Source organism: Brevibacillus sp. HB1.3 (assembly GCF_013186635.1).
Lineage (GTDB): Bacteria > Bacillota > Bacilli > Brevibacillales > Brevibacillaceae > Brevibacillus > Brevibacillus brevis_D.
In genome coordinates, this window is sequence record NZ_JABMIT010000002.1 from 1 (window position 1) to 23276 (window position 23276).

General features: G+C 49.2%; 21 protein-coding genes. 1 reads left to right on the forward strand and 20 read right to left on the reverse strand.

Features of this window, described 5'->3' with window-relative positions; translation table 11 throughout:
- Positions 1 to 274: 274 nt before the first annotated feature.
- The 14 genes from hisIE to uvrB all read right to left on the reverse strand — a co-directional run bounded on the left by hisIE (position 275) and on the right by uvrB (position 14520).
- Positions 275 to 919, reverse strand: coding sequence for a bifunctional phosphoribosyl-AMP cyclohydrolase/phosphoribosyl-ATP diphosphatase HisIE (hisIE, locus tag HPY31_RS04715; protein WP_172138971.1), 645 nt, complete (start codon positions 917 to 919; stop codon positions 275 to 277).
- Positions 916 to 1674, reverse strand: coding sequence for an imidazole glycerol phosphate synthase subunit HisF (gene hisF, locus HPY31_RS04720; RefSeq protein ID WP_172138973.1), 759 nt, complete (start codon positions 1672 to 1674; stop codon positions 916 to 918). Before hisF ends, hisIE begins: the two co-directional genes overlap by 4 nt.
- The gene (gene hisA, locus HPY31_RS04725) at positions 1664 to 2413 is read right to left on the reverse strand and encodes a 1-(5-phosphoribosyl)-5-[(5-phosphoribosylamino)methylideneamino]imidazole-4-carboxamide isomerase (RefSeq protein WP_172138975.1); all 750 of its coding nucleotides are present in this window, start codon (positions 2411 to 2413) and stop codon (positions 1664 to 1666) included. Before hisA ends, hisF begins: the two co-directional genes overlap by 11 nt.
- Positions 2410 to 3024, reverse strand: a complete 615-nt coding sequence (hisH, locus tag HPY31_RS04730; RefSeq protein WP_172138977.1) for an imidazole glycerol phosphate synthase subunit HisH — start codon at positions 3022 to 3024, stop codon at positions 2410 to 2412. Before hisH ends, hisA begins: the two co-directional genes overlap by 4 nt.
- Position 3025: 1 nt before the next feature.
- The gene (gene hisB / locus HPY31_RS04735) at positions 3026 to 3625 is read right to left on the reverse strand and encodes an imidazoleglycerol-phosphate dehydratase HisB (RefSeq protein WP_172138979.1); all 600 of its coding nucleotides are present in this window, start codon (positions 3623 to 3625) and stop codon (positions 3026 to 3028) included.
- Positions 3622 to 4920 carry a histidinol dehydrogenase gene (hisD, locus tag HPY31_RS04740; protein WP_172138981.1) on the reverse strand — a complete coding sequence of 433 codons (1299 nt, stop codon included), beginning with the start codon at positions 4918 to 4920 and terminating at the stop codon, positions 3622 to 3624. The genes hisB and hisD overlap by 4 nt, the downstream gene beginning before the upstream one ends.
- A gap of 19 nt (positions 4921 to 4939) precedes the next feature.
- A complete protein-coding gene (hisG, locus tag HPY31_RS04745) occupies positions 4940 to 5587 on the reverse strand; it encodes an ATP phosphoribosyltransferase (RefSeq protein WP_016742315.1) in 648 nt (215 codons plus the stop codon).
- Positions 5588 to 5590: 3 nt separating this feature from the next.
- Complete coding sequence (locus tag HPY31_RS04750; protein ID WP_172138983.1) at positions 5591 to 6766, reverse strand: ATP phosphoribosyltransferase regulatory subunit; 1176 nt, start codon at positions 6764 to 6766, stop codon at positions 5591 to 5593.
- A gap of 181 nt (positions 6767 to 6947) precedes the next feature.
- Entirely contained in the window at positions 6948 to 7451 is a 504-nt protein-coding gene (locus tag HPY31_RS04755; RefSeq protein WP_172138985.1) for an acyltransferase, read from the reverse strand.
- A gap of 15 nt (positions 7452 to 7466) precedes the next feature.
- Entirely contained in the window at positions 7467 to 8402 is a 936-nt protein-coding gene (gene hprK, locus HPY31_RS04760; protein ID WP_172138987.1) for an HPr(Ser) kinase/phosphatase, read from the reverse strand.
- A 155-nt stretch (positions 8403 to 8557) separates the two neighbouring features.
- Positions 8558 to 8926, reverse strand: coding sequence for a phage holin family protein (locus tag HPY31_RS04765; RefSeq protein ID WP_064200491.1), 369 nt, complete (start codon positions 8924 to 8926; stop codon positions 8558 to 8560).
- Positions 8927 to 8965: 39 nt separating this feature from the next.
- Positions 8966 to 9595, reverse strand: a complete 630-nt coding sequence (locus HPY31_RS04770) for an HD domain-containing protein (protein WP_172138989.1) — start codon at positions 9593 to 9595, stop codon at positions 8966 to 8968.
- A 65-nt stretch (positions 9596 to 9660) separates the two neighbouring features.
- Positions 9661 to 12528, reverse strand: a complete 2868-nt coding sequence (uvrA, locus tag HPY31_RS04775) for an excinuclease ABC subunit UvrA (protein ID WP_172138991.1) — start codon at positions 12526 to 12528, stop codon at positions 9661 to 9663.
- A 15-nt stretch (positions 12529 to 12543) separates the two neighbouring features.
- Complete coding sequence (uvrB, locus tag HPY31_RS04780) at positions 12544 to 14520, reverse strand: excinuclease ABC subunit UvrB (RefSeq protein ID WP_016742320.1); 1977 nt, start codon at positions 14518 to 14520, stop codon at positions 12544 to 12546.
- Positions 14521 to 14700: 180 nt separating this feature from the next.
- Here uvrB and HPY31_RS04785 point away from each other — a divergent pair, with 180 nt between their 5' ends.
- A complete protein-coding gene (locus HPY31_RS04785) occupies positions 14701 to 15633 on the forward strand; it encodes a flagellar hook assembly protein FlgD (RefSeq protein ID WP_172138993.1) in 933 nt (310 codons plus the stop codon).
- Positions 15634 to 15696: 63 nt separating this feature from the next.
- Here the strand turns inward: HPY31_RS04785 and HPY31_RS04790 are convergent, their stop codons facing one another.
- From HPY31_RS04790 to ftsE, 6 genes are all read right to left on the reverse strand, one after another.
- Positions 15697 to 17406: a hypothetical protein gene (locus HPY31_RS04790; RefSeq protein ID WP_172138995.1), complete on the reverse strand. Its 1710-nt coding sequence runs from the start codon at positions 17404 to 17406 to the stop codon at positions 15697 to 15699.
- Positions 17407 to 17526: 120 nt separating this feature from the next.
- Positions 17527 to 18888: a PDZ domain-containing protein gene (locus tag HPY31_RS04795; protein WP_172138997.1), complete on the reverse strand. Its 1362-nt coding sequence runs from the start codon at positions 18886 to 18888 to the stop codon at positions 17527 to 17529.
- A 15-nt stretch (positions 18889 to 18903) separates the two neighbouring features.
- Positions 18904 to 20373 carry a S41 family peptidase gene (locus HPY31_RS04800; RefSeq protein WP_172138999.1) on the reverse strand — a complete coding sequence of 490 codons (1470 nt, stop codon included), beginning with the start codon at positions 20371 to 20373 and terminating at the stop codon, positions 18904 to 18906.
- Between the two features lie 92 nt (positions 20374 to 20465).
- On the reverse strand, positions 20466 to 21668 hold the full coding sequence (locus HPY31_RS04805; RefSeq protein ID WP_172139001.1) for a murein hydrolase activator EnvC family protein: 1203 nt from the start codon (positions 21666 to 21668) through the stop codon (positions 20466 to 20468).
- A 27-nt stretch (positions 21669 to 21695) separates the two neighbouring features.
- Entirely contained in the window at positions 21696 to 22592 is an 897-nt protein-coding gene (gene ftsX, locus HPY31_RS04810) for a permease-like cell division protein FtsX (protein WP_016742325.1), read from the reverse strand.
- Positions 22582 to 23268 carry a cell division ATP-binding protein FtsE gene (gene ftsE / locus HPY31_RS04815; RefSeq protein ID WP_015893511.1) on the reverse strand — a complete coding sequence of 229 codons (687 nt, stop codon included), beginning with the start codon at positions 23266 to 23268 and terminating at the stop codon, positions 22582 to 22584. Before ftsE ends, ftsX begins: the two co-directional genes overlap by 11 nt.
- Positions 23269 to 23276 lie beyond the last annotated feature (8 nt).

Sequence of the window (23276 nt, forward strand, 5' to 3'; positions counted from 1 at the left end):
TTGTCGAACGTTTTACATCTTATCACGTTCGTTATTAGCGAGTCAAGAAGTTTTTTATCGAATCTCGTTTTCTTTTCTCGTATTTTGTCGTCGTTCTTGGCGACAAGGAATAATCTATCACATATAAAATTCTAAATCAAGAGTAATTTTAAAAGTTTTTTTATCAAAAAGAGAAAAATAGCTAAAATATCGCGATACGAAAGGAAAAAGAGCGAGAAAAACATCCCGCTCTTTCTATCAAAAATCTCTACTACATTCATGCTTGAGCTATCTTTTAACGACGTCTCTGAAGCTCCGTCAGTACTTCATCCAGTGGCAGCTTTTGCTCGCGCAACAAAACCATCAAATGGAAGATCAGATCAGATGCCTCATACCGCAGTTCCTCACGACTTCGATTTTTCGCTGCAATAATGACCTCGGCAGCCTCTTCCCCGACCTTTTTCAGGATTTTATCTACGCCTTTTTCGAACAAGTAGGTGGTGTAGGAGCCTTCCGGGCGCTCTGCCTCCCGCTCAGCAATTAGTTCCTCTAGCTCACTTAAGATGGCAAACCGATCTACTTGTACTGGCTCATCATCTGTATCGGTGAGAACCTCCTGCGAGAAACAGCTATACGCTCCCGTATGACACGCAGGCCCATTCGGTTCGACCATCACAACCAGTGCATCTCCGTCGCAATCATACCGCATAGAGACGATCCGCTGTGTATGACCCGAGGTCTCACCCTTGTGCCACAATTGTTGTCGAGAACGGCTCCAAAACCATGTTTCTTTGGTCGCCAATGACTTTTGTAGCGATTCTTCATTCATATAGGCAAGCGTCAAGACCGTCTTGCTTCCGGCATCCTGCACGATGACAGGGATCAAACCCTTTTCGTCAAAACGCAATTTTTCCACGGCAAACGCTTCTGCTCCTGTCATGGTCGTATGACAACTCCTTTGGTTTGCAAATACTCTTTGACTGATTGAATCGATGTCTCGTCATAGTGAAAAATGGAAGCGGCGAGCGCGGCATCTGCCTTTCCTTGCGTCAGCACATCGTAAAAATGCTCCCTCAAGCCCGCTCCACCAGAAGCAATGACCGGGATTCCAACCGCCTCTGATACCCGCTTGGTCAATTCGAGGCCAAAGCCTTTCTTTTCCCCATCGTCGTCCATGCTGGTCAAAAGAATTTCACCCGCTCCCAGCGCTTCTGCCTCCTTTGCCCAGCGGATGACGTCCGTACCCGTCGCATTCCGTCCACCATGGGTATACACTTCCCAGCGATCTTCCCCGACACGTCTCGCATCAATCGCCACGACGATACATTGTGAGCCAAAGACTGTCGCTCCCTCGCGAATCAATTCCGGACGCAAAACAGCCGCTGTATTCAACGAGATTTTGTCCGCACCCGCACGCAAAATCCTTTTCATATCGTCGACACTGTTAATGCCACCGCCAACCGTGAAAGGAATCGTAATGTTTGCGGCCGTTTTTTCGATGACATCTACCATCGTCTTGCGCCCTTCATGGGACGCAGAAATATCGAGAAAGATCAGCTCGTCTGCTCTCTCGTCGCTATACTTTTTTGCCAGTTCAACCGGGTCGCCTGCATCGCGAAGTCCGACGAACTGCACGCCTTTTACCACCCGTCCGTCTTTTACATCGAGACACGGGATGATTCGTTTAGCCAGCATAGGAGTCACGCCCCTCCATACGCTGGAGCGCTTCTTCCAATGTAAAAGCGTCCGTGTAGAGTGCTTTGCCAACAATGGCTCCTGAGACTCCGTCCGAAGCATGGGCAGCCAGCGTCAACACGTCGTCCAGTTGGCTGACACCTCCCGAAGCTATCACCGATTTTCCTGTTGCCATCGCCAAGGCTGCAATTTCTTCTACATTCGGTCCTGTCATTGTGCCATCACGGGCGATATCGGTGTAAATAAACGTCTCGGCGCCATACGTAACCAACCGCTTGGCAAGCTCTGTCGCTTGCACATCTGTCGTGGTCAACCAACCTCTGGTGGCCACCAGCCCATTCCGGCAGTCCAGACCAATCGCAATTTTGTCTCCATCGTTTTGAAGAATTCGCTTCGTAAAAGGCTCGTCTTCGATTGCAGCAGTCCCGACAATCACTCGCGCGACGCCCGCTTCCAAATAGTCCGCGATCTGCTCTTCTGTCCGAATGCCGCCTCCAACCTGCACGGGTACAGGGATCGAGCGCGCTATCTCCTTGATGATCGCTGCATTTGCAGGCTTGCCTTCCTTTGCTCCGTCCAAATCTACGAGATGAACCCAGGATGCACCTTGCTCTACCCAGCGTTTCGCCATCGCGAGCGGTGAATCGGCGTACACTGTCTCTTGTCCGTAATCTCCTTGGAAAAGTCGAACACACTTGCCCCCGCGAATATCGATCGCCGGATAAACAATAAAGCTCATGTCAAAACCCCCTCGCATTGAACGGCAAAGTTGCGCAGCAGCAGCATTCCTGTCTCTCCGCTTTTTTCCGGGTGAAACTGCATACCGTATACGTTGTCACGATTTACAATGGCTGTGACCTCCTGGTTATAGTCACTCGTCGCCAGCAAAACATCAGACTGACACAAGACATGATACGAATGGACAAAATAAACGTAATCGCCATCCTGCACACCGTTTAGTAACGATTGCTTTTGCTTAATCATAAGTTGGTTCCAGCCCATGTGCGGTACCTTGTAATCCCCGCGAAAACGAACGACCTCACCACCGAGCAGTCCCAAGCCCGTATGCTCGCCATGCTCCGCACTTTGCTCGAATAAAAGCTGCATGCCGAGACAAATACCCAAAATCGGACGACCTGTTGCTGCGTATCCCTTGATTGCTTGCTCTAATCCGAGCTCACGTATATTGGCGATAGCATCTCCGAACGCCCCGACTCCCGGCAAAATCAACCCGCTATATTCTTGCAGACGCTCTGCTTGTGAGACGAACTCGTACGAATAGCCCAATCTTTCCAGCGCCTTGCTCAAGCTGTACAAATTCCCCATGCCGTAATCGATGATGCCGATCATGTTACAAAACCCCTTTTGTTGACGGAACCCCTTTTACACGCGGATCGATCGTCGTCGCTTCATCCAGTGCACGGCCCAGTGCTTTGAAAATCGCCTCGATCATGTGGTGCGTATTGTGACCGTAGTGCAGGATCACATGAAGATTGATCCGCGCCTCCAGTGCGAGTTTCCATAAAAATTCGTGCACCAGCTCCGTCGGAAACTGACCAACCATATTCGTCGGGTACGTAGCGCGATATTCCAGATGAGGACGGTTACTGATATCAATGACGACCTGTGCGAGCGCGTCATCCATCGGGACAAACGCATTTCCATAACGCTTGATGCCTCTTTTGTCTCCCAACGCTTCCCGCAGTGCATTCCCAAGACAAATCCCGATATCCTCTACTGTGTGGTGATAATCGATTTCGATATCTCCCTTTGCCTTTACAGTCAGGTCAAAATGTCCGTGTCGGGTAAACAGGTCTAGCATATGATCTAAAAATGGTACACCCGAGTTTTGCTTGCTTTCACCCGCACCGTCTACTGCAAAGGAAAGCGCGATCTGCGTCTCATTCGTATTGCGTTCGATCTGTGCTACACGTTGTTTCCCTTCACTCATCTCTTTTCACTCTCCTGCTCTTCGGTCTCAAAATCTCGCAAACGCGCAAGGATCGCTCGACCGTGCCCAGACAATCCTTCCTGCTCTGCCAGCGCCACAATTTTATGTCCATTTTCCCGCAAATCTCGCTTACTGTAGGAAACAACACTCGACTTCTTGATAAAATCATCGACGGATAATGGCGAGGAAAATCTCGCTGTTCCATTCGTAGGAATCACATGATTGGTACCAGCAAAATAATCGCCAACCGGCTCTGAGCTGTATGGGCCGAGGAAAATCGCACCTGCATTTTCCACTTTTCCGAGATGCTCAAACGGCTCCGCTATCATGACTTCCAAATGCTCGGGTGCGATGCGGTTAATGACAGCAAAACCTTCTTCCAAATCGGCGACGAGTAAAATAGCCCCGTAGTCGCGTATTGCCGCTTCTGCAATCGATTTGCGTGGAAGATCGGCAAGCTGTCTCTCTACTTCCTGTGACACCTGCTCCGCCAACGTTTGCGATGTCGTAACCAATATAGCGGCTGACATCGGATCATGCTCGGCTTGAGACAGCAGGTCTGCCGCGACGTAGCGTGGGTTGGCTGTTTCATCTGCGATCACCGCAATTTCGCTAGGCCCTGCCACCATGTCGATACTGACCAATCCGAATACTTCTCGCTTTGCCAGTGCGACGAAAATATTACCGGGTCCAACGATTTTATCGACCGACTTGATTTGCTCCGTCCCGTAGGTCAATGCTGCAATCGCCTGCGCTCCGCCTACCTTGTATATCTCACTTACTCCTGCAATTTGAGCTGCAACGAGTATCGCCGGATTGATTTTTCCATCCGCTCCTGGTGGTGTTGTAATGACGACTTCAGGAACACCTGCGATTTTGGCAGGGATGGCATTCATCAATACACTAGATGGATAAGCTGCCGTCCCGCCTGGAACATACAACCCTACGCGCTGCAATGGCCGTATCAGTTGGCCCAGCAATGTGCCACTTTCTTTGGTGGTAAACCAGGACTGGCGTACTTGCCGCTCATGGTACACCCGAATGTTTTCGGCTGCTTCTTCCAATGCCGCTTTGACTTGTGAAGAAACGAGCTCACATGCTTCTGCAAATTCTCCTTCGCTCACACGGAAGTTTTGTAGAAGCACACGATCAAATCGCTCTGTGTAATAGCGCAACGCCTCGTCGCCTTGCTGGCGAACCGAGGTGAGGATCGCCTTCACTGCTTCTTGCTGTTCTCTCGTCCCAGCGTCTACCGATCGTTTCCCGTCATACTGGCTGGCTGACATGATACGCATAGCTGTCTCCCCTTCTCCACTAGTTCCCGCGAGGAATGACCTCCAGAAATTTTCCAGCGATCTCATCCACCGCTTCACTTTTCATCCGATAGCTGGCTCGATTGGCAATGAGCCTCGTCGTAATTTCACAAATGCTCTCCAGTTCGACCAAGCCATTTTCCCGCAATGTCCTCCCTGTCGAAACAATATCCACTATACGGTCAGCCAGCCCAATCATCGGCGCAAGCTCCACTGACCCATTCAGCTTGATTACCTCAACCTGCTGTCCCTGCTCTCGAAAATAACGTGACGCAATCTTCGGATATTTCGTCGCAACACGCAGGGCTTCCGTCGGTTTCCAGTCTGGCAGACCCGCTACCATCATGCGACAATAGCCAATATGCAAATCCAACAGCTCGTAAACATCTCGTTCTTCTTCCAATAAAACGTCCTTGCCGACCACGCCAACATCAGCCACCCCATACTCGACATAAGTAGGAACATCGGTTGGCTTCGCCATAATGAATTCGAGCTTGGCATTTTCCACAGGGATGATCAGTTTGCGCGAATCTTGTAGATCCGCAGTGACCTGCAAGCCAGCCTGCTGAAGAAAGTAGACGGCCTCTTCAAAAATCCGCCCTTTTGGCATGGCGATCGTCAGTTTTTGGTCGTTTTTCGTGAGTGCCATCTCCTACTCCTCCTGTTGTGTCATGCAAATAACCTTGGTAAATCCCGCATCTTGTCCAACCTGTGTATCATCTATCTTGGAGACGAGACGTGTCACTACTACGAGCCCGTCTTCACGTAATAGCTGTGCCTCTGCCAAAGCGGTGCCGCGGCAATCCTCCGTGTAAACAAGCAAAACGCGCGCAGGTGCTTGCCTTTTTACGGAAGGAGTGACCTGAAGTAGCCGATCCATCTTGATCGCAAAGCCTGTAGCGGATGCAGCCCGCCCAAATTGGGAGAGTAATTGATCGTAGCGTCCTCCGCCCAATAGCGGGGAGCCCAAGTCAGCAGCGTATCCTTCAAAAACGACGCCTGTATAGTAGTTCAAGTTGATGATCAGATTGAAATCGATCAACAAATCTTCTGTCACCCCGTAGGCTTCTAACGACTCCCACAAGGAAGCAATCGTCTCGACTGCCCTCCCTGCCTTTCCGTTGCCTGCCAGTTTGCGGGCGACCTCGATTTTCCCTTTTCCCCCTTGCAACCGTAGCAAGGCTTCCAATCGGCTTTTTGCTGCTGTCGAAATATCTACTGTCGCGAGTAGCTGCCGGAAGCCAACGAAGTCCCGCTCGTACAAAAACTGGCGGAATTGATTGCGAATAGGCTCATCCTCAATCTCTTCCTCCAAAAGACCGTCTACAAAGTCGACATGCCCAATGGCAATCCGAAACGTTTCCACACCAGCTGCCCGCAAGCACACTACCGCAAGCGCAATGGCTTCCGCATCCGCGTCGACAGACGCATCTCCGATCAGCTCGATCCCGGTTTGAGAAAACTCCGCATTCCGTCCCGCTTCCTTTTCTTGTGCCCGAAACACATTCGCCTGATAATACAGCCGAATCGGCAATGGAACATCTTTATAAAGGGAGGAAACAACTCTTGCAATTGGCGTCGTCATGTCCGGCCGCAGGACAACGGTGTGACCTTGTTTATCCAAGAGGCGAAACATCCGATCTGTCAGCGTCGCACTTGCGGCTCCTACCGTATCGAAGTATTCCAGAGAGGGTGTGGATATTTCGTCATAGCCCCATCTCTCGATACACTGCCGCAGTTCCCGCTCCAAGTGCCGTTGCTTCGCCAGTGATTCCGGCAGTATGTCCCGCATCCCGAGCGGCTTTTCAAATCCCAACGGCTTTGCCATCTTTGTTCCCTCCATCACATTCGCTTTACTCTGCTAATATGGTAACAAACTAAAGTGTTATGAAGAAGATTACCACGTCGAGAATCTTAGGTCAACCAAGATAAGAATAGTCGGAAAATTTAACACAAAACAAAAAACCGCCAGGATAAGCACCTGACGGCTGATCATAATGGAAGTGACACTACATGACTTCTTCCTCTGAAGCTTTCATTCGAATGAGCTGCATGGGATTCCCACCTACAAAAGCACCAGGCGGGACATCTTTATGAACAACCGTTCCCGCTGCGACAATGGCGCCTTTTCCAATCGTTACCCCAGGCAAAATGGTAGTGTTGGCCCCCACTAGGACAGCATCCTCAATAATCACTTCCCCCAAACGGTATTCATCTATTAAATATTCATGGGCGAGTATGGTCGTATTGTAACCGATCACGCAATTACGACCGATCTTGATTTTCTCGGGAAACATGATATCCATCATCACCATCAACGCAACCGCACTATGCTGCCCTACTTCCATACGCAAAAATGTGCGAAACATCCAGTTCTTCCATGAAACAATCGGCGTATATCTGGAGAGTTGGATGACGATAAAATTTTTCATGACTTTCCAGAAGCTTACCGTTCGATACATGTGCCAAAGCGGGTTTACCCCATTTACGGGATAACGTGTTGTCTTCCTCATATGCGTCTCTTTCTCCTACAAGTCAGAATCGGCATCTTCTAAAATGGCATTCGACTGTTTCCGCGTGAAGTGCATCGCTGCGTTGTAACCCATCCGTTTCAGACGGAAGTTCATCGCTGCAACCTCAATGATGACTGCCAAGTTTCGTCCTGGTCGAACAGGAACGGTAATAATCGGAATTTCCGTATCCATGATCTTCAATGTTTCCTCATCGAGCCCCAACCGCTCGTACATTTTATGTGGCTCCCACAACTCTAGCTGGACAACCATCTCGATGTTTTTCACATTGCGCACGGCACCTGCACCAAACATCGTCATAATGTTGATAATCCCCACACCGCGGATTTCCAAGAGATGTTGAATCAGCTCAGGAGCGCTACCGCTTAGCTGCCCCCCCTGTGTCTGCTTAATCTCCACTGCGTCATCTGCTACGAGTCGGTGCCCGCGCTTTACAAGCTCAAGTGCAGCTTCACTCTTCCCGATTCCGCTCGATCCCATAATCAAAACACCGACGCCGTAAATGTCTGTGAGTACCCCATGTATCGTCGTCGTTGGTGCAAGACGATTCTCCAGGAAGTTGGTTACTTTCCCGACCAACGTCGTCGTTGCCAGAGGGGACTGAAGTACAGGTACCCCCAACCGATTGGAAACATCAATCATCTCTTCAGGCACCATCTGATTACGGGTCACACAGAAGCAAGGAACCTGACTTTGCATGAGAAAATTCATCCGTTCCAGCCGTTCCTCTGGCGTCAGGGTTTGAAAAAAGTTGATTTCCGTCAAACCGAACAATTGAATCCGCTCTTCCACAAAGTACGAATAGTAACCGGCTAACTGCAGTCCCGGACGACTCAAATCCGTTACGGTAATCTCACGACCCAAGCCCTCTTCCCCGCTCAAGATCGTCATATTGAAATGATCCACTAAATGGCTCACATTCGTCTTACGCATGAAGCTTCCCCCTCACATGGGATTTTCCGTCCCTATGGTTGTGTCTCTATTGTATCGAAACCTTTGTGCTTACGACAACCTCATAAGACCGAGCATCCTGATTAACCAAAAACCCCGCTACTCGTTTGAGAGAATACGGGGCTTTTTCGAACATACTACCTCTTTTCTTTTCTCGTCCCTACCACAACTTCAATGAGGTAGCCAAAAATACTCATCAGTGCTGCTGCCACGATGACCGTGCCAATGTTATCAGGCCATGGTCCCACTTCAAATCCATCAATAAAGTAGGCAGTCAATGCAAACGTCACGGCATTAATGACAAACCAGAACAAACCGATCGTCAATACTTGCAAGGGAAAAGTAAAAAACAGCAGAATCGGCCGAATCACTGTGTTGACCATCCCCAGAATCAATATAGCCCATAGTGCTACTGTGAAATTCGCGACATAAATGGAATGGAACCAATTGCTGATCAAAAGCAGCGCAGCCCCATTTAAAAGCATTTTGATTATCCAGCGGCTCATGGTGCATTCCCCCTATACAGTCTGGACTTCGCGCAACAATTAGCGAATCCCTTTTACTTCCCATTCCCATTGTTCAAAAAACGTTGTCATGAATCGATGTCTGTCTTCGGCGACTTTCTGGGCAGTCTTGGTGAAGAGCATGTCTTTGATGCGCTGCAGCTTCCACGTGTATTCCTTATAAGGCGTATGCTGATTGGGGTCATCCGATTGTATGGGTTGCCCAATAACCCCAGTATAAGCAAAAACCCGCGCTACTCCAATAGCCCCAATCGAATCCAGCTTGTCGGCATCAAACAAGACCTTTTCTTCCAGGGTATGTGGAGGTCGTTCTTTGCGAAAACGATGGGCGAGAATCGCAGACTGCACACGTGAGATGAAGGCCTCCGTCATACTGCGTTCGGCGAGCCATTCCCCTGCTAGTCTTGCGCTGATTTCGGCATGGCACTCTCCTGTTTGCCGTTCTTCTGCTCTCCCGATGTCATGCAGCAAAGCAGCGAGGCGTAGCACTTCCATATCTGCCCCTTCCTCGCGGCCAATCCGCTCACACATCGCCATCACACGCAAATTATGCTGCCAATCGTGTGCAGGATCTTGTCCATCAAAGCGCTTCTGTGCTTCTGCCACCAGCTCAGCAGGTAGTGCGGGAATAGAATCCTTCACGTAATCCATCTTTTCTCCCCCTTTGCGCTCACGTAGAAAAGATGCCCCCCTGAATCAGGGAGGCAGTCTCTCGATTACTTTGAAACGAATTGCTCTAGCTTGGCATTCGTCCGTTCTTTATCGCGTTCCAAAATCGGCTTCAAATAGATACCCGTGTAGGAGCCCTCCATTTTTGCCACTTCCTCTGGTGTACCCGTTCCGACAATTTCTCCGCCACGGGTACCACCCTCTGGTCCCAAATCCACGATGTAATCCACCGTTTTGATGACATCCAGATTGTGCTCGATGACCAGCACCGTATCTCCGTTTTCCACCAATCGCTGCAGTACTTTCAGCAAACGATCGATATCGTCTGTATGCAGACCGGTTGTCGGCTCATCCAAAATGTACAGAGTTCGTCCTGTGCTGCGTCGATACAGCTCAGAGGCTAGCTTGACGCGTTGTGCTTCCCCGCCAGAGAGGGTGGTGGCAGGCTGCCCAAGCTTCATATATCCCAATCCTACGTCTACGATGGTCTGGAGCTTGCGCTCAATCTTCGGCAGATTGCGGAAAAACTCTACACCATCCTCGATCGTCATTTCCAAAACATCAGCAATGCTCTTGCCTTTGTATTTCACATCGAGCGTCTCGCGGTTGTAGCGCTTGCCATGGCAAACTTCGCAAGGCACGTACACATCCGGCAAAAAGTGCATCTCGATTTTAATGATCCCGTCACCACTGCACGCTTCACAACGGCCACCCTTGACGTTAAAGCTAAAGCGACCTTTTTTATAGCCGCGCACTTTGGCTTCGTTGGTGGAAGCAAACAGGTCGCGAATATCATCAAAGACACCTGTATATGTCGCCGGATTGGAACGTGGTGTACGTCCAATTGGAGATTGGTCGATGTCGATCACCTTGTCCAAATGCTCCAGTCCCAGGATGCGACGATGCTCACCTGGCTTCACCTTTGCCTTATTCAAATCGCGTGCCAGTGTCTTTTGCAAAATTTCATTGATCAGCGTACTTTTTCCTGAGCCAGATACACCTGTTACGGCAACAAAAACGCCAAGAGGAAGCTTCGCAGTGACGTTTTTCAGGTTATTTTCCTTCGCGCCCTCGATCTTGATCCATTTGTCCGAAGGCTTGCGACGCTCCATCGGAACAGGGATGAATTTGCGCCCACTCAAATAGGCACCCGTCAAAGAGTTAGGGTCCTCCATGACTTCATCCGGAGTTCCTGCCGCTACGATTTGACCGCCATGTATGCCGGCTCCCGGGCCAATATCGATAATGTAATCGCAGGCCATCATCGTATCTTCGTCATGCTCGACGACGATCAATGTATTCCCCAGCTTGGTCATATGCTCCAGCGTCTTGATCAGACGCGCGTTATCCCGCTGATGCAATCCGATACTCGGCTCATCCAAAATGTAGAGAACACCCATCAGACTAGAACCGATCTGCGTAGCCAGTCGAATCCGCTGCGCTTCTCCCCCGGACAGTGTTCCCGCCGCACGGTTCAGCGTCAAGTAATCCAGTCCGACATCAATCAAGAAGTTCAGTCTTGCCTTGATTTCTTTTACGATCAGGTTCGCGATCTTTGTTTCCCGCTCTGTCAGTTCCAGGCCATCGACAAACTGATGCGCATCGAGAATCGACAGGGTAGTCAGCTCGGAAATGCTACGCTCCCCGACCTTAACCGCCAAGCTCTCCTGACGCAAACGTTGGCCTTTGCAGACAGGACACGCCTTTTGGCTCATAAATCCTTCAATTTGCTCGCGGATGTAATCCGAGCTGGTCTCCAGATGACGTCGTTGCAGGTTGATGACGACACCCTCGAACGGTACGACTGCCTCGCGTACTTGCCCGAACTCGTTCTCATAACGGAAGTGAATTTTTTCGCCTTCACTACCGTACATCAAGATTTGTCGGTGCGCTGCCGTAAGCTCCTCATATGGCACATCCATCCGAATGTTAAAGTGGCGACATGCTGATTCCAACAATTGTTGATAGTACGTCGAGGTCTTCGGCTCCCATGCGCCAATCGCCCCTTCATCGAGTGTCTTCGTCGCATCCGGAACGACCATATCCGGGTCGACCTCCAGTTTGACACCTAATCCGTCGCACTCTGAACAAGCACCAAATGGGCTATTAAAGGAGAAAATCCGCGGCTCCAGGTCTCCAATGGAAAATCCGCATACCGGACAAGCATGCTTTTCACTGAACAGCAGCTCTTCTTGCTCCATCACATCGACGATGACCTTGCCATCTGCTAAACGAAGTGCCGTTTCCAAGGAGTCTGCGAGACGCGCCTGTACATCCGGCTTCACGACGACCCGGTCAACGACAACCTCAATGTTATGCTTCTTGTTCTTTTCCAGCTTGATGTCTTCGGATAAATCGGTAATTTCACCATTGACCCGAACGCGGACAAAGCCTTGCTTGCGGATGTCCTCCAGCAGCTTGACGTGCTCTCCCTTTCGTCCTTGCACCATAGGAGCTAGAATCTGCATTTTCGTGCGCTCAGGATACTCCAATAGTCGATCGACCATTTGTTCAATGGTCTGGGATTGGATCTCGATGCCATGCTCCGGGCAAACCGCTCGACCGACACGCGCATACAAAAGGCGCAAATAGTCGTAGATTTCCGTAACCGTTCCTACCGTAGAGCGCGGGTTGCGGCTCGTCGTTTTCTGGTCAATCGAGATTGCAGGGGAAAGCCCCTCAATCGAGTCCACGTCCGGCTTGTCCATTTGCCCGAGAAATTGACGGGCGTATGCAGACAGAGACTCAACATAACGCCGTTGTCCCTCTGCGTAAATTGTGTCAAAAGCAAGCGAAGACTTACCCGAGCCAGACAAACCCGTCAGAACGACGAATTTGTCCCTCGGAATGACTACATCAACATTTTTCAAATTGTGGGCACGTGCACCCTTTACGACAATATGTTCTAATGGCATGAAAAAAACCTCTCCTTAGAGTTCCGCCTTCAGCTCAAGAATCAAATCACGCAATTCGGCCGCACGCTCGAACATGAGGTTGCGTGCCGCTTCTTTCATTTCTTCTTCCATACGTTCTATGACAGCCACGCGATCCTTCTTCGGCATTTTTTTGAAGTCTGCATGTGGCAAGTAATCCGCTTTTTCTTCTGCTACCTTGGTAGCCTCGATCACTTCGCGGACAGACTTTTTCACAGTTTGCGGCGTGATGCCGTGCTCTTCATTGTAAGCCATCTGAATGGAACGACGACGTTCTGTCTCTCGAATCGCAGAGGCCATCGAATCTGTCATTTTGTCCGCGTACATGATAACGCGTCCCTCAGCGTTCCGCGCAGCCCGACCAATTGTCTGAATCAACGAGCGCTCATTGCGAAGGAAGCCTTCCTTGTCTGCATCCAAAATCGCCACGAGTGATACTTCCGGCAAGTCTAGACCTTCCCGCAAGAGGTTGATCCCGACCAGCACATCAAACTCACCTAAACGCAATGAGCGTAAAATCTGCATCCGCTCAATCGTTTTAATATCCGAGTGAAGATAGCGGACCTTGATTCCGATTTCTTTCAGATAGTCCGTCAAATCCTCAGACATTTTCTTCGTCAGAGTCGTGACGAGAACTCGCTCATTTTTCGCAATCGTGGCTTGAATCTCGCCAATCAAATCGTCAATCTGTCCTTTGATCGGACGTACCGTAACCGTTGGATCAATCAAGCCTGTCGGACGAATCACCTGCTGCACCATTTCCGGGCTGTGCTCCAGCTCATAAGGACCAGGCGTAGCCGAAATGTAGATCGCTTGTTTCAGCTTTGCTTCAAACTCCTCGAACTTAAGTGGGCGGTTATCGCGTGCAGAGGGCAGACGGAATCCGTGTTCGACCAGTACATCCTTCCGTGCGCGGTCACCGTTATACATCCCCCGCACCTGCGGCAAGGTCATATGCGATTCATCCATCATGACGATAAAATCTTCTGGGAAGTAATCCAGCAAGGTATACGGAGCATGCCCGGCAGGCAGTCCCGTCAGATGGCGCGAGTAGTTTTCGATTCCGGAGCAAAATCCCATCTCCATCATCATCTCAATATCGTACCGTGTGCGCTGCTCCAGTCGCTGTGCTTCCAGGAGCTTGCCCGCATCACGGAATTCTTTCAGTCTTTCTTCCAGCTCGGCCTCAATGCTTTGGACAGCCAGCTTCATTTTCTCCTCGCGTGTCACATAGTGAGATTTAGGGAAGATGGCAATGTGATCACGCTGTCCCAAAATCTCGCCGGTCAGTACGTCAATCGAAGTAATCCGCTCAATTTCATCTCCAAAAAACTCAACGCGAATCGCCTGCTCACTCTCTGAGGCAGGGAAAATCTCCACGACGTCACCCCGCACACGAAACGTACCGCGCGTGAAGTTGATATCGTTGCGTGTGTACTGGATATCGACCAGACGATGCAATATCTCGTCCCGTCCTGTTTCCATACCAACACGTAAAGACAAGAGCAGCTCCCGATACTCCTCGGGCGAACCCAATCCGTAAATGCAGGAGACGGAGGCAACGATGATCACATCTCGGCGTTCAAACAGCGCACTGGTAGCCGAGTGACGGAGCTTGTCGATCTCCTCGTTGATGCTCGAGTCTTTTTCAATAAACGTATCCGATTGGGGAATGTATGCTTCGGGTTGATAGTAATCGTAGTAGCTGACGAAGTATTCCACCGCGTTGTTCGGGAAAAACTCCTTAAACTCTGCACAAAGCTGAGCGGCCAGAGTTTTGTTGTGTGCCATCACGAGCGTTGGCCTGTTCACCTGAGCAATTACTTGGGCAGCCGTATAAGTCTTTCCCGTTCCCGTCGCACCCAGCAATGTCTGGTGTCGCTTGCCAGCCTGTAACCCTGCCACCAGCTCGGCAATGGCGGTTGGCTGGTCCCCGGACGGTTGAAACTCCGATACCAATTCAAAACGCTCCATTCCCTCGTTCATCTCCTCATAGCATGACTGTTTCTACTTCCATTATAACACAATTCCGGCTAGTTTAAGCCCAAAATTCGAACAAACGTTTGTCTTCATCTTTCCACCGATTTTTCCGATATAAGATGAAGGAAGTACAAACATACGCAGATAGACTCGCCACCTTCAGGGAGGATTGACATGTCAGATAACGGAACAACCGTCAAAAATAACCCTTATATACAACCGCATATGAGCTATAAAGGCAAAAAAGAATTCTCCACCGAGCTCGACCAAAACGCCTTTATGAAGCTCATGCTGGAGCAGTTAAAGCATCAGGACCCTATGTCCCCCATGGACAACTCTCAGTTCATCCAGCAAACAAGTATGCTGACCATGGTAGAAAAAATTACAAAAATGACCACGCTGATGGAGCAATCGAACAACAGCATGGTCACTTTGGATAAGTACGAAAAGCTGGTAGGTCGTACAGCTTCGTATTCCCTCACTACAAAAGACGAGATGACGGGAGAAACGAAGACGGAGAAGAAAGAAGGCGTACTTGATGCCGTCTACATGGATCAAGGCAAAATCTACTTCCGTATCGCAGGCGAATCGACACCGATTCCGCTGGCAGACGTCTCCGGATTGGAATCGCAAGGTCTGGCCGGCAATACGCTCGACAACAGCGTGAAGTACATGGAAATGATCGGTCGTGAGATTTCCTATAAAGTAACAAAGGAAGTCGACCGGGATGGCAATCCAGATACCAAAAACGACATTTCCAAGGTTGATGAAATCTTGAATGGCGTCATCACTGGCTTTACCACCAAAAACGGTACCGCACAATTCCAACTGGATAATGGATCAACCGTAAAAGCCGAAGAAATCGTAGGCATGACAGTGAAACCTGAAAACAGAGCAATGGGCAACTCCCTTGCCTACGCGCAAATGATCGGCTACAACATCACGTACAACCAGTCTCAGACAAACCCCGACGGCACCACTTCCAATACTCCTTTTTCTGGAGTGGTCAAAGCTGTCAGCATGAAAAACGGAGTCGTCGAATTCGTCCTCCAGGATGATAAGAAAGTCGCTCTCAATCAAATCACAGGATTCGAAGCAACTGCCTAGAATCGTATACAAAAAGCCGCACATCTTCGAAATCGGAGAAGGCGGCTTTTTCTTTACAAGTTCCTATTCGTTTACGATCACTTTTCCGGTTATCGCATCCACATAAAATGTATCATCTACTTTAGATTCTCCCCCGCAGAAGCAATGCGAGCGAGTTTGGCGAAACGAAAGGTCATAGCCGAGCTTCCAGGTAATCGTGTTTTTCTTATAATTTGGCTGGTGGATATAGGTCAGCTCGAGTGGATAGGTTTGCAATAATCGGGTCATGGCCACTTGTTCTTTAAGGGCTTGGGAACGGGCCGGGTATTTGACACTGGCCGGTTTGTTTATGCTCACCTGATCCCATGTACCCGTCCATGAATCGATCCGAATCGTATACATCCCGTTCTCCACACTCTGATTGACCCCATAAACTGGAATGCCGTTCACAAGGGGATCCGCTATGATCGAAGTGTACCTTTCATCTCTATCCTCCGTTATTTGGATCTGATTGCTTCCAGACGGAGTCAGTCTTTTCAAAAGCTTATCCGCTTCCATCCGATCCCGCTTCTTATCCGTTTTCACATGAGACCATTGCGGATTGTTCACCTTTGTGGAAAATGCAAGCAGTTCACCAGTCTTTGCATCCGTCACGAGAAGATGATGCTGCTCGCCATTACTGCTTCCCTCAGGAAAGGTAGCCATTCGAGATATCTTGTCAGCATCGGGAACCCCCTCACCAAAATTTCCCCATATGAAATAACGAAGGGCTGGACCATTATCGTAACTCGCCTCGTAGGTGGACAGCGGCAGCTTTTCTGTTTCGATTCTAAACAATATGCGTAACAAATCACGCGCTTGTGCCTCTGTTTGCGCTACCCACTTCTCACCTGTTCCAGTCACATTGATGTTCTGTGCCGGGTTGGTTGTCGTTCGGGAATTCGCTGTGACCAATCGTTTGCCACTGAAGGCATCCAAGGCACTACCTGTATGTTGTTGCGTTATGACTCCATTTTTCAGGACATAAGCGAGCTTTGCTTCTACCTGTTCGCTTTGATTATGAATGGGCAATAAATAAACAAGCTCTAACGGCCGACTTTCTTGCCACTTTCGTACAGCTTGTTCGGAGGAGATGACACGCTGCGGAGATGGGAGTGAAGAGGGACTTACTTTTTCGTATAGCCTGCCATCAAACGTAGAAAACCAAACGATTCTTCCCGATGTATCAAAACTGACGAGACAATCGTAATCGTCATCGAGCACCACATTATTCAGGACTCGCACCAGTCGAACCGTCAGTAAATCCTTATTTTTATAAACCTCTCTCGCTTGATAGGTGTTTCCTGTGCCAGTCCCCTGCAATCCAGCGATAAAAGCCAGCGCACGTGCTTTGGCTTGCTGCTCAGTCGGGTAGGCAGGCTTTGTTGCTGCTTTCGGGGTAAGATTCAGTCTGAGCAACTCCCCTGTCTGTCCGTCAAAAATCGCATCATCCATGGACGATTCAGCTTCTGCGGCAGACTGTGCAAACGTGACCACTACCCCGCTAACACCAGGTCCATCTACATCGCCACCGTAAACGACAAAGCGCGAAGACAGCTCCGGCAAAAGCTTGACTAGCTTTTGGACACCTTTCGTCACATGCATCGGTACAGCCACAACGGATTGTGCCTGTGCTACGGTCACAGCTGTCGTTGCGCCTGCTCCTGATAAGGGTGCGGCAAAAACCGTGGCAGCAGCTAATGTACCCGACAAAAACCACGAGACCGTTCTTTTTACCTTCAACACCGAACCCACTCCCTCTTTTTTCCTCCTACATTGAGACGCAACAGCCACCGGTAAGTTTCCCAATGGACAAGCTTATCTCGAAAAAAAGAAGGTATGCACGTTTGCCTGCATACCTTCTCCCAACTATCCTTATGCTCCTACATTCAGCTTCTCCAGTTTTTGCTTGATCAGCTCGACTACACTGGAGCGTTTCAAATCTACAAATGCACGGGTATTTGCATCTGGAACCACAATGATCCCCAGTTGGTGATGATTGCCCGCATAGACCGCACACTGTACGAACTTCAGCTCACCTTCATGCGTGAGTACTTCCATTTTACAAAAAGCAGGATTGACTTGTAGTGCTGGATATAAATCTTCTTTTGCCCGCACCGAAATGCCATTTACTTTCACGATAATCTCACCGGGCGTAATGCCGATTTCCTCTGCTCTCGTTCCCGGAATGACACCCATTACTTTTACACCACGCGAAGACTGGATGAAATAAGGCGAACGCTTTCTTTCTTGATACTGACTCCAGAAAAACAGCGCCTCATGACCGAATAGTGCAAAGATCGCGGTCAGCATGATCAACGGATAAAACCATACAGTCAGAGCACACAATCCCAACAAAATGAGCGCATATAGCGTCAAATTTTTTGCAACCTGCGTTGCTTTTCTATACGGAGTCATCGTTTGCGTCATATCAGAGAATCCCGTCACTGTCGGCAGAAGCATCAGTCCGAATGAAGCAGCCTCGGGCGAAAAGAACGGCCACCCCGGATACAACGCACCACTGATAGCACCTGGCTCCATCTGTACGAACAGCACGGCTGGCGTCAGCCAAAAAGAATGAAGCAAATAGGCACCGACAATCCGACCACGCTGCCCTTCCACGAACAGTGGAGAAGCATCCCGCCCGCCATTCCAGCGTACGAGCATCGCTTCAATTAAATGCATGATCGCAACTAACGCAAGCAATGGCAATGGTTTCGCCTGACGAATCATTTCCCAGATATAGCTCAATCCTGGAACATCCGTAACCGGTGGAATAACCAGTGTGATCGCGTGTAAAATCGCCAAAATCCCGGCAGCATATGCGAAACAGAGAAATCGTAAACGAATCAGCGCCAAGATGAGCGCCAATCCCCATAGTATCCACAAATCCTGTGCTTGCACGACCACGCCAAGTCCTGCACTAAGAAGAGAAATCAGCAAGCCTCCCACCAAGCCCATCCCTACAGCCCGAATCGTTGAGAGCAAGGGGGACTGAATGCGTGCAGAAAAAAGCTGTCTTTCCAGATTCATCTGTCTGCGATAATGCAAATAAATAAAAACCAGAAAGAGATAGAAGACAGGATTGATAAAAAACGCGGCAAAGCCATATGCAATGGTAAGCATATCTGCCTGTATCGCCAATTGCCTCACCTCAACTAAAAGAAAGAAAAACCACGGCATTTGATTTGCCGTGGTTATCATTTCTACAGGTAGCAGGGAATTACCTGCTTCCATTTTCTTGATTATTCATTACTTGCCCGTGACTACATCCAGAGCTTTTTGCAATTGCAGATCATTTTCTGGCTTCGTCATCGTTTTACGGAGACTTTCTTCCAGCGAAGAGCGTGTCTTCGCGTCTACTTTGCCAGTTACCTCAAGTTTGCTGGAGGTTTGGAACTGCTTGATTGCTTCCTCTGTCTTTTCATCGAAATAGCCATCTTCTCGTCCTGGGGACAGATTCAAGCCTTTCAGGATGAGCTGCAGGTTTTTCACGTCAGTACCAGCCATGTCGCGCTGCAATACCTTATCTGCCGGCAGCAGAGTTGCATTGAAATAGTCAGGTTGCTTGACTTCAAAGTCTGGCTTAATTCCTTTTTTATGGACCCAATCCCCACTCGGTGTGATCCACTTGGCAATCGTCAGCTTCAATTGGCTCTTGTCGTTCATTTCCATGGTACTCTGAACGGTTCCTTTACCAAAGGTCTTCTCACCGACCAGCTTGTAGCTGCCGCTATCCCGCAGAGCACCCGCGAGAATCTCAGATGCACTGGCGCTTCCGCCATTAATCAGTACCGAGATTGGATAAGGCTTGGCAGCTTCTGTCGTCGAGAAATACTCTTCTTTTTGCTGTCCGCCATTTCCATACTCGATTTGTACGATCTTGCCTTTATTCGGTACGAGGATTTCGCCGATTTCCTTTACAGCCAGCAAATACCCGCCCGGATTGCCTCGAACGTCAATTACCAGACCGCCAATCCCCTTCTGCTCAAGAGCAGCCAGCTGTTCTTTGAAGTGCTTAGCTGTGTCTGTCGAGAATTGGGTAAGGTTGATTACCCCTACTTTAACACCGTTCTTCTCTATAATCTGACTGTTTACCGTCTCAATCGGAATATCGTCACGTACACACACAATGGTAAGAGGCTCTGGTACTCCGGCTCTCACTACTTTGAGAACCGCCTTCGTTCCTTTTGGACCACGAATCTTCGTCACTGCCTGATGCAGGTCCAATCCTTCAAGGGATTCCTCATTTACGCTCAAAATTTGGTCGTTTGGACGCAGCCCCGCACGCTCCGCTGGGGAGTTTTTGAATGGGGAAACAACCGTTACCCGACCATTTTGCATCGTTACCTCTGTCCCGATCCCTTGGAAAGTCGAGTGTAGGGTAGATGTGAACTCCTCAGCAGAGCGAGGGTCCATGTAATCACTATACGGATCTTCAAGCGACCCGACCATTCCGCCAATTGCACCCTCTACTAACTGCTCAGTGGTGACATTTTGGATGTAATCTTTCTTGATTGCTGAAAACGCCTCGTACAGCTTCTGGAACTCTTTCGGATAATCTCCGCTTCCAGAAAACAGCGCCATGCTGGATGCTGTTAAAGCCCCACCTTGACTCGAACTGGCGCTAGCCGAAGTCTTCATGATCGCCATCGTAACAAAACTACTGGCTACCATGGAGATGAGTACAAGCGCGATTACGGTACGTCCTTTCCATCTCACTGTTACGTCACCATCCTTTGTGCTACCGGAAAAAGATATGCTGCTAGTGTATGCATGTTCCGTTCACAATATTTGTCTGGTCGCACGAGGGTCTACTTCAAGTACGGCATTGGGTTAACTGCTACGTCGTTTTTATAGACGGTAAAGTGCACGTGATTTCCGGTTGAGCGACCTGTTGATCCTACCTCTGCGATCTTTTGACCTCTCGATACGGATTGCCCAACAGAAACCTTGATACCACCCTCGCGAATATGACCGTACAGAGTGGTATATTCTGCGTTATGCTTGATCATTACTGTATTCCCGAAGCCGCCGTTATATCCTGCAAAGAGAACAATTCCGTCAGCCGCAGCCAAAATTGGCGTTCCCTTCCGTGCTGCCATATCTACACCATTATGCCCAGCTGAACGGCCTGTAAACGGGTCTGACCGCACTCCGAAGCCTGAAGTGAAGCGGAATTGCCCATTTGCGACAGGCAAACCAAACTTTCCACCCTTGTAGCCTGTACTGGATGCGCTCAGCGCACGTACTCGCTCCGCGTATTTGGCTGATTCTTGTTTGGTGATAGCCAAAAGCTCCTGCCCATACTGCTCCAAATCCACTTCAAGAGCAGACTCTTTTTTATCCAGTTCAGCCTTGACCACTAGACTTTGCTTGTACTGCTTGTCCAATTCGACTTTGAGCTCCTCAGCTTCATCGAACATCCCAGCGTACACGGTCAGCTGATGATCAATTTCTTTCTTTTTGGTCTCGATGGTTTCCTTATCACGGATGTTGTCCTCTAAAATACGCGTGTCCTGCTCCAAAATAAGCTGCAAGGCCTGCATACGCGTCAAAAAGTCCCCAAAATCAGAGGAACCCAGAAGAACATCCAAATAGGAGACCGTACCGCGTTCATACATGGAAGTCACACGTGTTCTGAGCAAGGCATCCCTTTTCGCCACGCGATCCTTTGCCTCATCCAGCTTATCCTGCGCGTTTGCTGCTTTTTCCTTGGTATCATCCATTTGCTGCTCAAGCTTGTCCAGCTTATTCTGTGTATCGTTGCGACGCAAATCGATTTGCATCAATTGCGTTTCCAAACCCTTTTTCTCTTTTTGCACGACATTGATCTGTTCTTCTGTCTTCTTCATTTGCTGCTGCTGGCTTTTCTTCTTCTTTTGGATCTCTTTTAGCTCTCGATTAATCTTGTCCAAAGAGGCCTTACTAGGCGCTGCCAAGCTCACATTTGTCGGGAGCACCGTACCGACTACAAGCCCAGTGATTACGAGTGCTAGCAGGATTCTCTTTCTCATGATACTCCTCCCACGCTCTTCAAATTATTAAACTCGCAAGAAGCGACGTACGGACACCAAACTTCCCCAAATCCCGATGAATGCACCAATCGCCAGTAAAGCCAACGCCACTTGATACACGAGCGGGAATAGCGGCAACAGTTTAAACAGTTGGGAAGCTTCAAAACTGGAGTGAATGGCATCCAGGAGGTAGTAATACCCAACCATTAACATAATGGTCGGAATCAATGCCCCTGCCACACCCATCATGAGCCCTTCCACAAAGAATGGCCAACGGATAAACCAGTTCGTGGCACCAACCAGCTTCATGATTTCAATCTCTCTGCGACGTGCCACAATTGTCAGCTTAATCGTGTTGGCAATCAAGAACATCGCAGTAAAACCAAGTCCAATAATAAAGGCAATCCCGACATTACGAACTGCTCCTGTCAAGGAGAACAGCTTTTCCACAGTGCCTTCTCCATAGGTTAGGCTTTTGACATACTGGATATTTTTAATTTGAGCAGCAACAGCAGCAGTGTCTTGCGGTTGCTTCGTTTTTACGGTAAACGCATCTGGCAGAGGATTGCTTTCCTCCAATCCTTCAAACAAATACGCTTTTTCACCAAGGCTCTCTTTAAATTTCTTTAGTCCCTCGTCTTTTGGAACAAATGACACAGACTCCACTTGCGGAAGCTTCTTGATGTTATTCTCAACCTGTGTGATGTTTTCTTTTGTTGCCAGCAAGTCCATGAAGACGCGGATTTCTACCTGCTTTTCCACGGTTTGCGCAAAGTAATTGACGTTCATCGCCAGAATGAGGAAAACTCCCAAGATAAAGAGAGTAATGGTCACGGCACTAATTGAAGCGAACGACATCCAGCCGTTCCGCCCGAGGTTTTTGACCCCTTCACGGACATGGCGCCCTAGCGTCCTAATCTTCATAACCGTATTCCCCTCTCTGCTCATCACGGGCAATTTGGCCTGCTTCGATCGCAACCACCCGTTTTCTCATGGTGTTTACAATTTCTCTATTGTGGGTAGCCATAACGACTGTCGTTCCACGCTGATTAATTTCTTCAAAGAGCTTCATGATTTCCCAAGAAGTCTCTGGGTCCAGGTTCCCCGTTGGCTCGTCCGCGATAATAATTCCCGGACTATTCACCAATGCGCGCGCCAAGGCAACCCGTTGCTGCTCACCACCGGACAGCTCGCTTGGTAGCATTTTGGCTTTATGCTTGAGCTTTACGAGACCCAAAACATCCATCACGCGCGGCTTGATTTGTTTCGGATTGCTCTCGATTACCTCCATCGCAAATGCGACATTTTCGAAAACGGTCAACGTCGGCAGCAGCTTGAAGTCTTGGAACACGACACCGATGCTGCGGCGGACTAATGGTATTTGGCGCTCTTTGATTCTGCTGACATTGAAGCCACCCAAAAAGATTTGTCCTTTCGTCGGCTTCTCTTCACGGTACATCAGTTTGATAAACGTAGATTTACCCGCACCACTGGGGCCTACTACGTACACAAATTCACCTTTCTCAATCCGAATGTTAATACCTTTCAAAGCATTGGTTCCATTCGGGTATGTTTTCCATACATCGAACATTTCGATCAAGCCAATCA

Coding starts and splice junctions, on each gene's coding strand:
- hisA (WP_172138975.1), bottom strand. CDS start 2,413: ATGAGCTTTATTGTTTATCCGGCGATCGATATTCGCGGGGGCAAGTGT.
- hprK (WP_172138987.1), bottom strand. CDS start 8,402: ATGCGTAAGACGAATGTGAGCCATTTAGTGGATCATTTCAATATGACG.
- HPY31_RS04755 (WP_172138985.1), bottom strand. CDS start 7,451: ATGAGGAAGACAACACGTTATCCCGTAAATGGGGTAAACCCGCTTTGG.
- HPY31_RS04795 (WP_172138997.1), bottom strand. CDS start 18,888: ATGGAAGCAGGTAATTCCCTGCTACCTGTAGAAATGATAACCACGGCA.
- ftsX (WP_016742325.1), bottom strand. CDS start 22,592: ATGAAGATTAGGACGCTAGGGCGCCATGTCCGTGAAGGGGTCAAAAAC.
- uvrA (WP_172138991.1), bottom strand. CDS start 12,528: ATGCCATTAGAACATATTGTCGTAAAGGGTGCACGTGCCCACAATTTG.
- uvrB (WP_016742320.1), bottom strand. CDS start 14,520: ATGGAGCGTTTTGAATTGGTATCGGAGTTTCAACCGTCCGGGGACCAG.
- HPY31_RS04770 (WP_172138989.1), bottom strand. CDS start 9,595: ATGGATTACGTGAAGGATTCTATTCCCGCACTACCTGCTGAGCTGGTG.
- HPY31_RS04765 (WP_064200491.1), bottom strand. CDS start 8,926: ATGAGCCGCTGGATAATCAAAATGCTTTTAAATGGGGCTGCGCTGCTT.
- HPY31_RS04805 (WP_172139001.1), bottom strand. CDS start 21,668: ATGAGAAAGAGAATCCTGCTAGCACTCGTAATCACTGGGCTTGTAGTC.
- hisB (WP_172138979.1), bottom strand. CDS start 3,625: ATGAGTGAAGGGAAACAACGTGTAGCACAGATCGAACGCAATACGAAT.
- hisG (WP_016742315.1), bottom strand. CDS start 5,587: ATGGCACTCACGAAAAACGACCAAAAACTGACGATCGCCATGCCAAAA.
- hisD (WP_172138981.1), bottom strand. CDS start 4,920: ATGCGTATCATGTCAGCCAGCCAGTATGACGGGAAACGATCGGTAGAC.
- HPY31_RS04750 (WP_172138983.1), bottom strand. CDS start 6,766: ATGGCAAAGCCGTTGGGATTTGAAAAGCCGCTCGGGATGCGGGACATA.
- HPY31_RS04785 (WP_172138993.1), top strand. CDS start 14,701: ATGTCAGATAACGGAACAACCGTCAAAAATAACCCTTATATACAACCG.
- hisH (WP_172138977.1), bottom strand. CDS start 3,024: ATGATCGGCATCATCGATTACGGCATGGGGAATTTGTACAGCTTGAGC.
- hisF (WP_172138973.1), bottom strand. CDS start 1,674: ATGCTGGCTAAACGAATCATCCCGTGTCTCGATGTAAAAGACGGACGG.
- hisIE (WP_172138971.1), bottom strand. CDS start 919: ATGACAGGAGCAGAAGCGTTTGCCGTGGAAAAATTGCGTTTTGACGAA.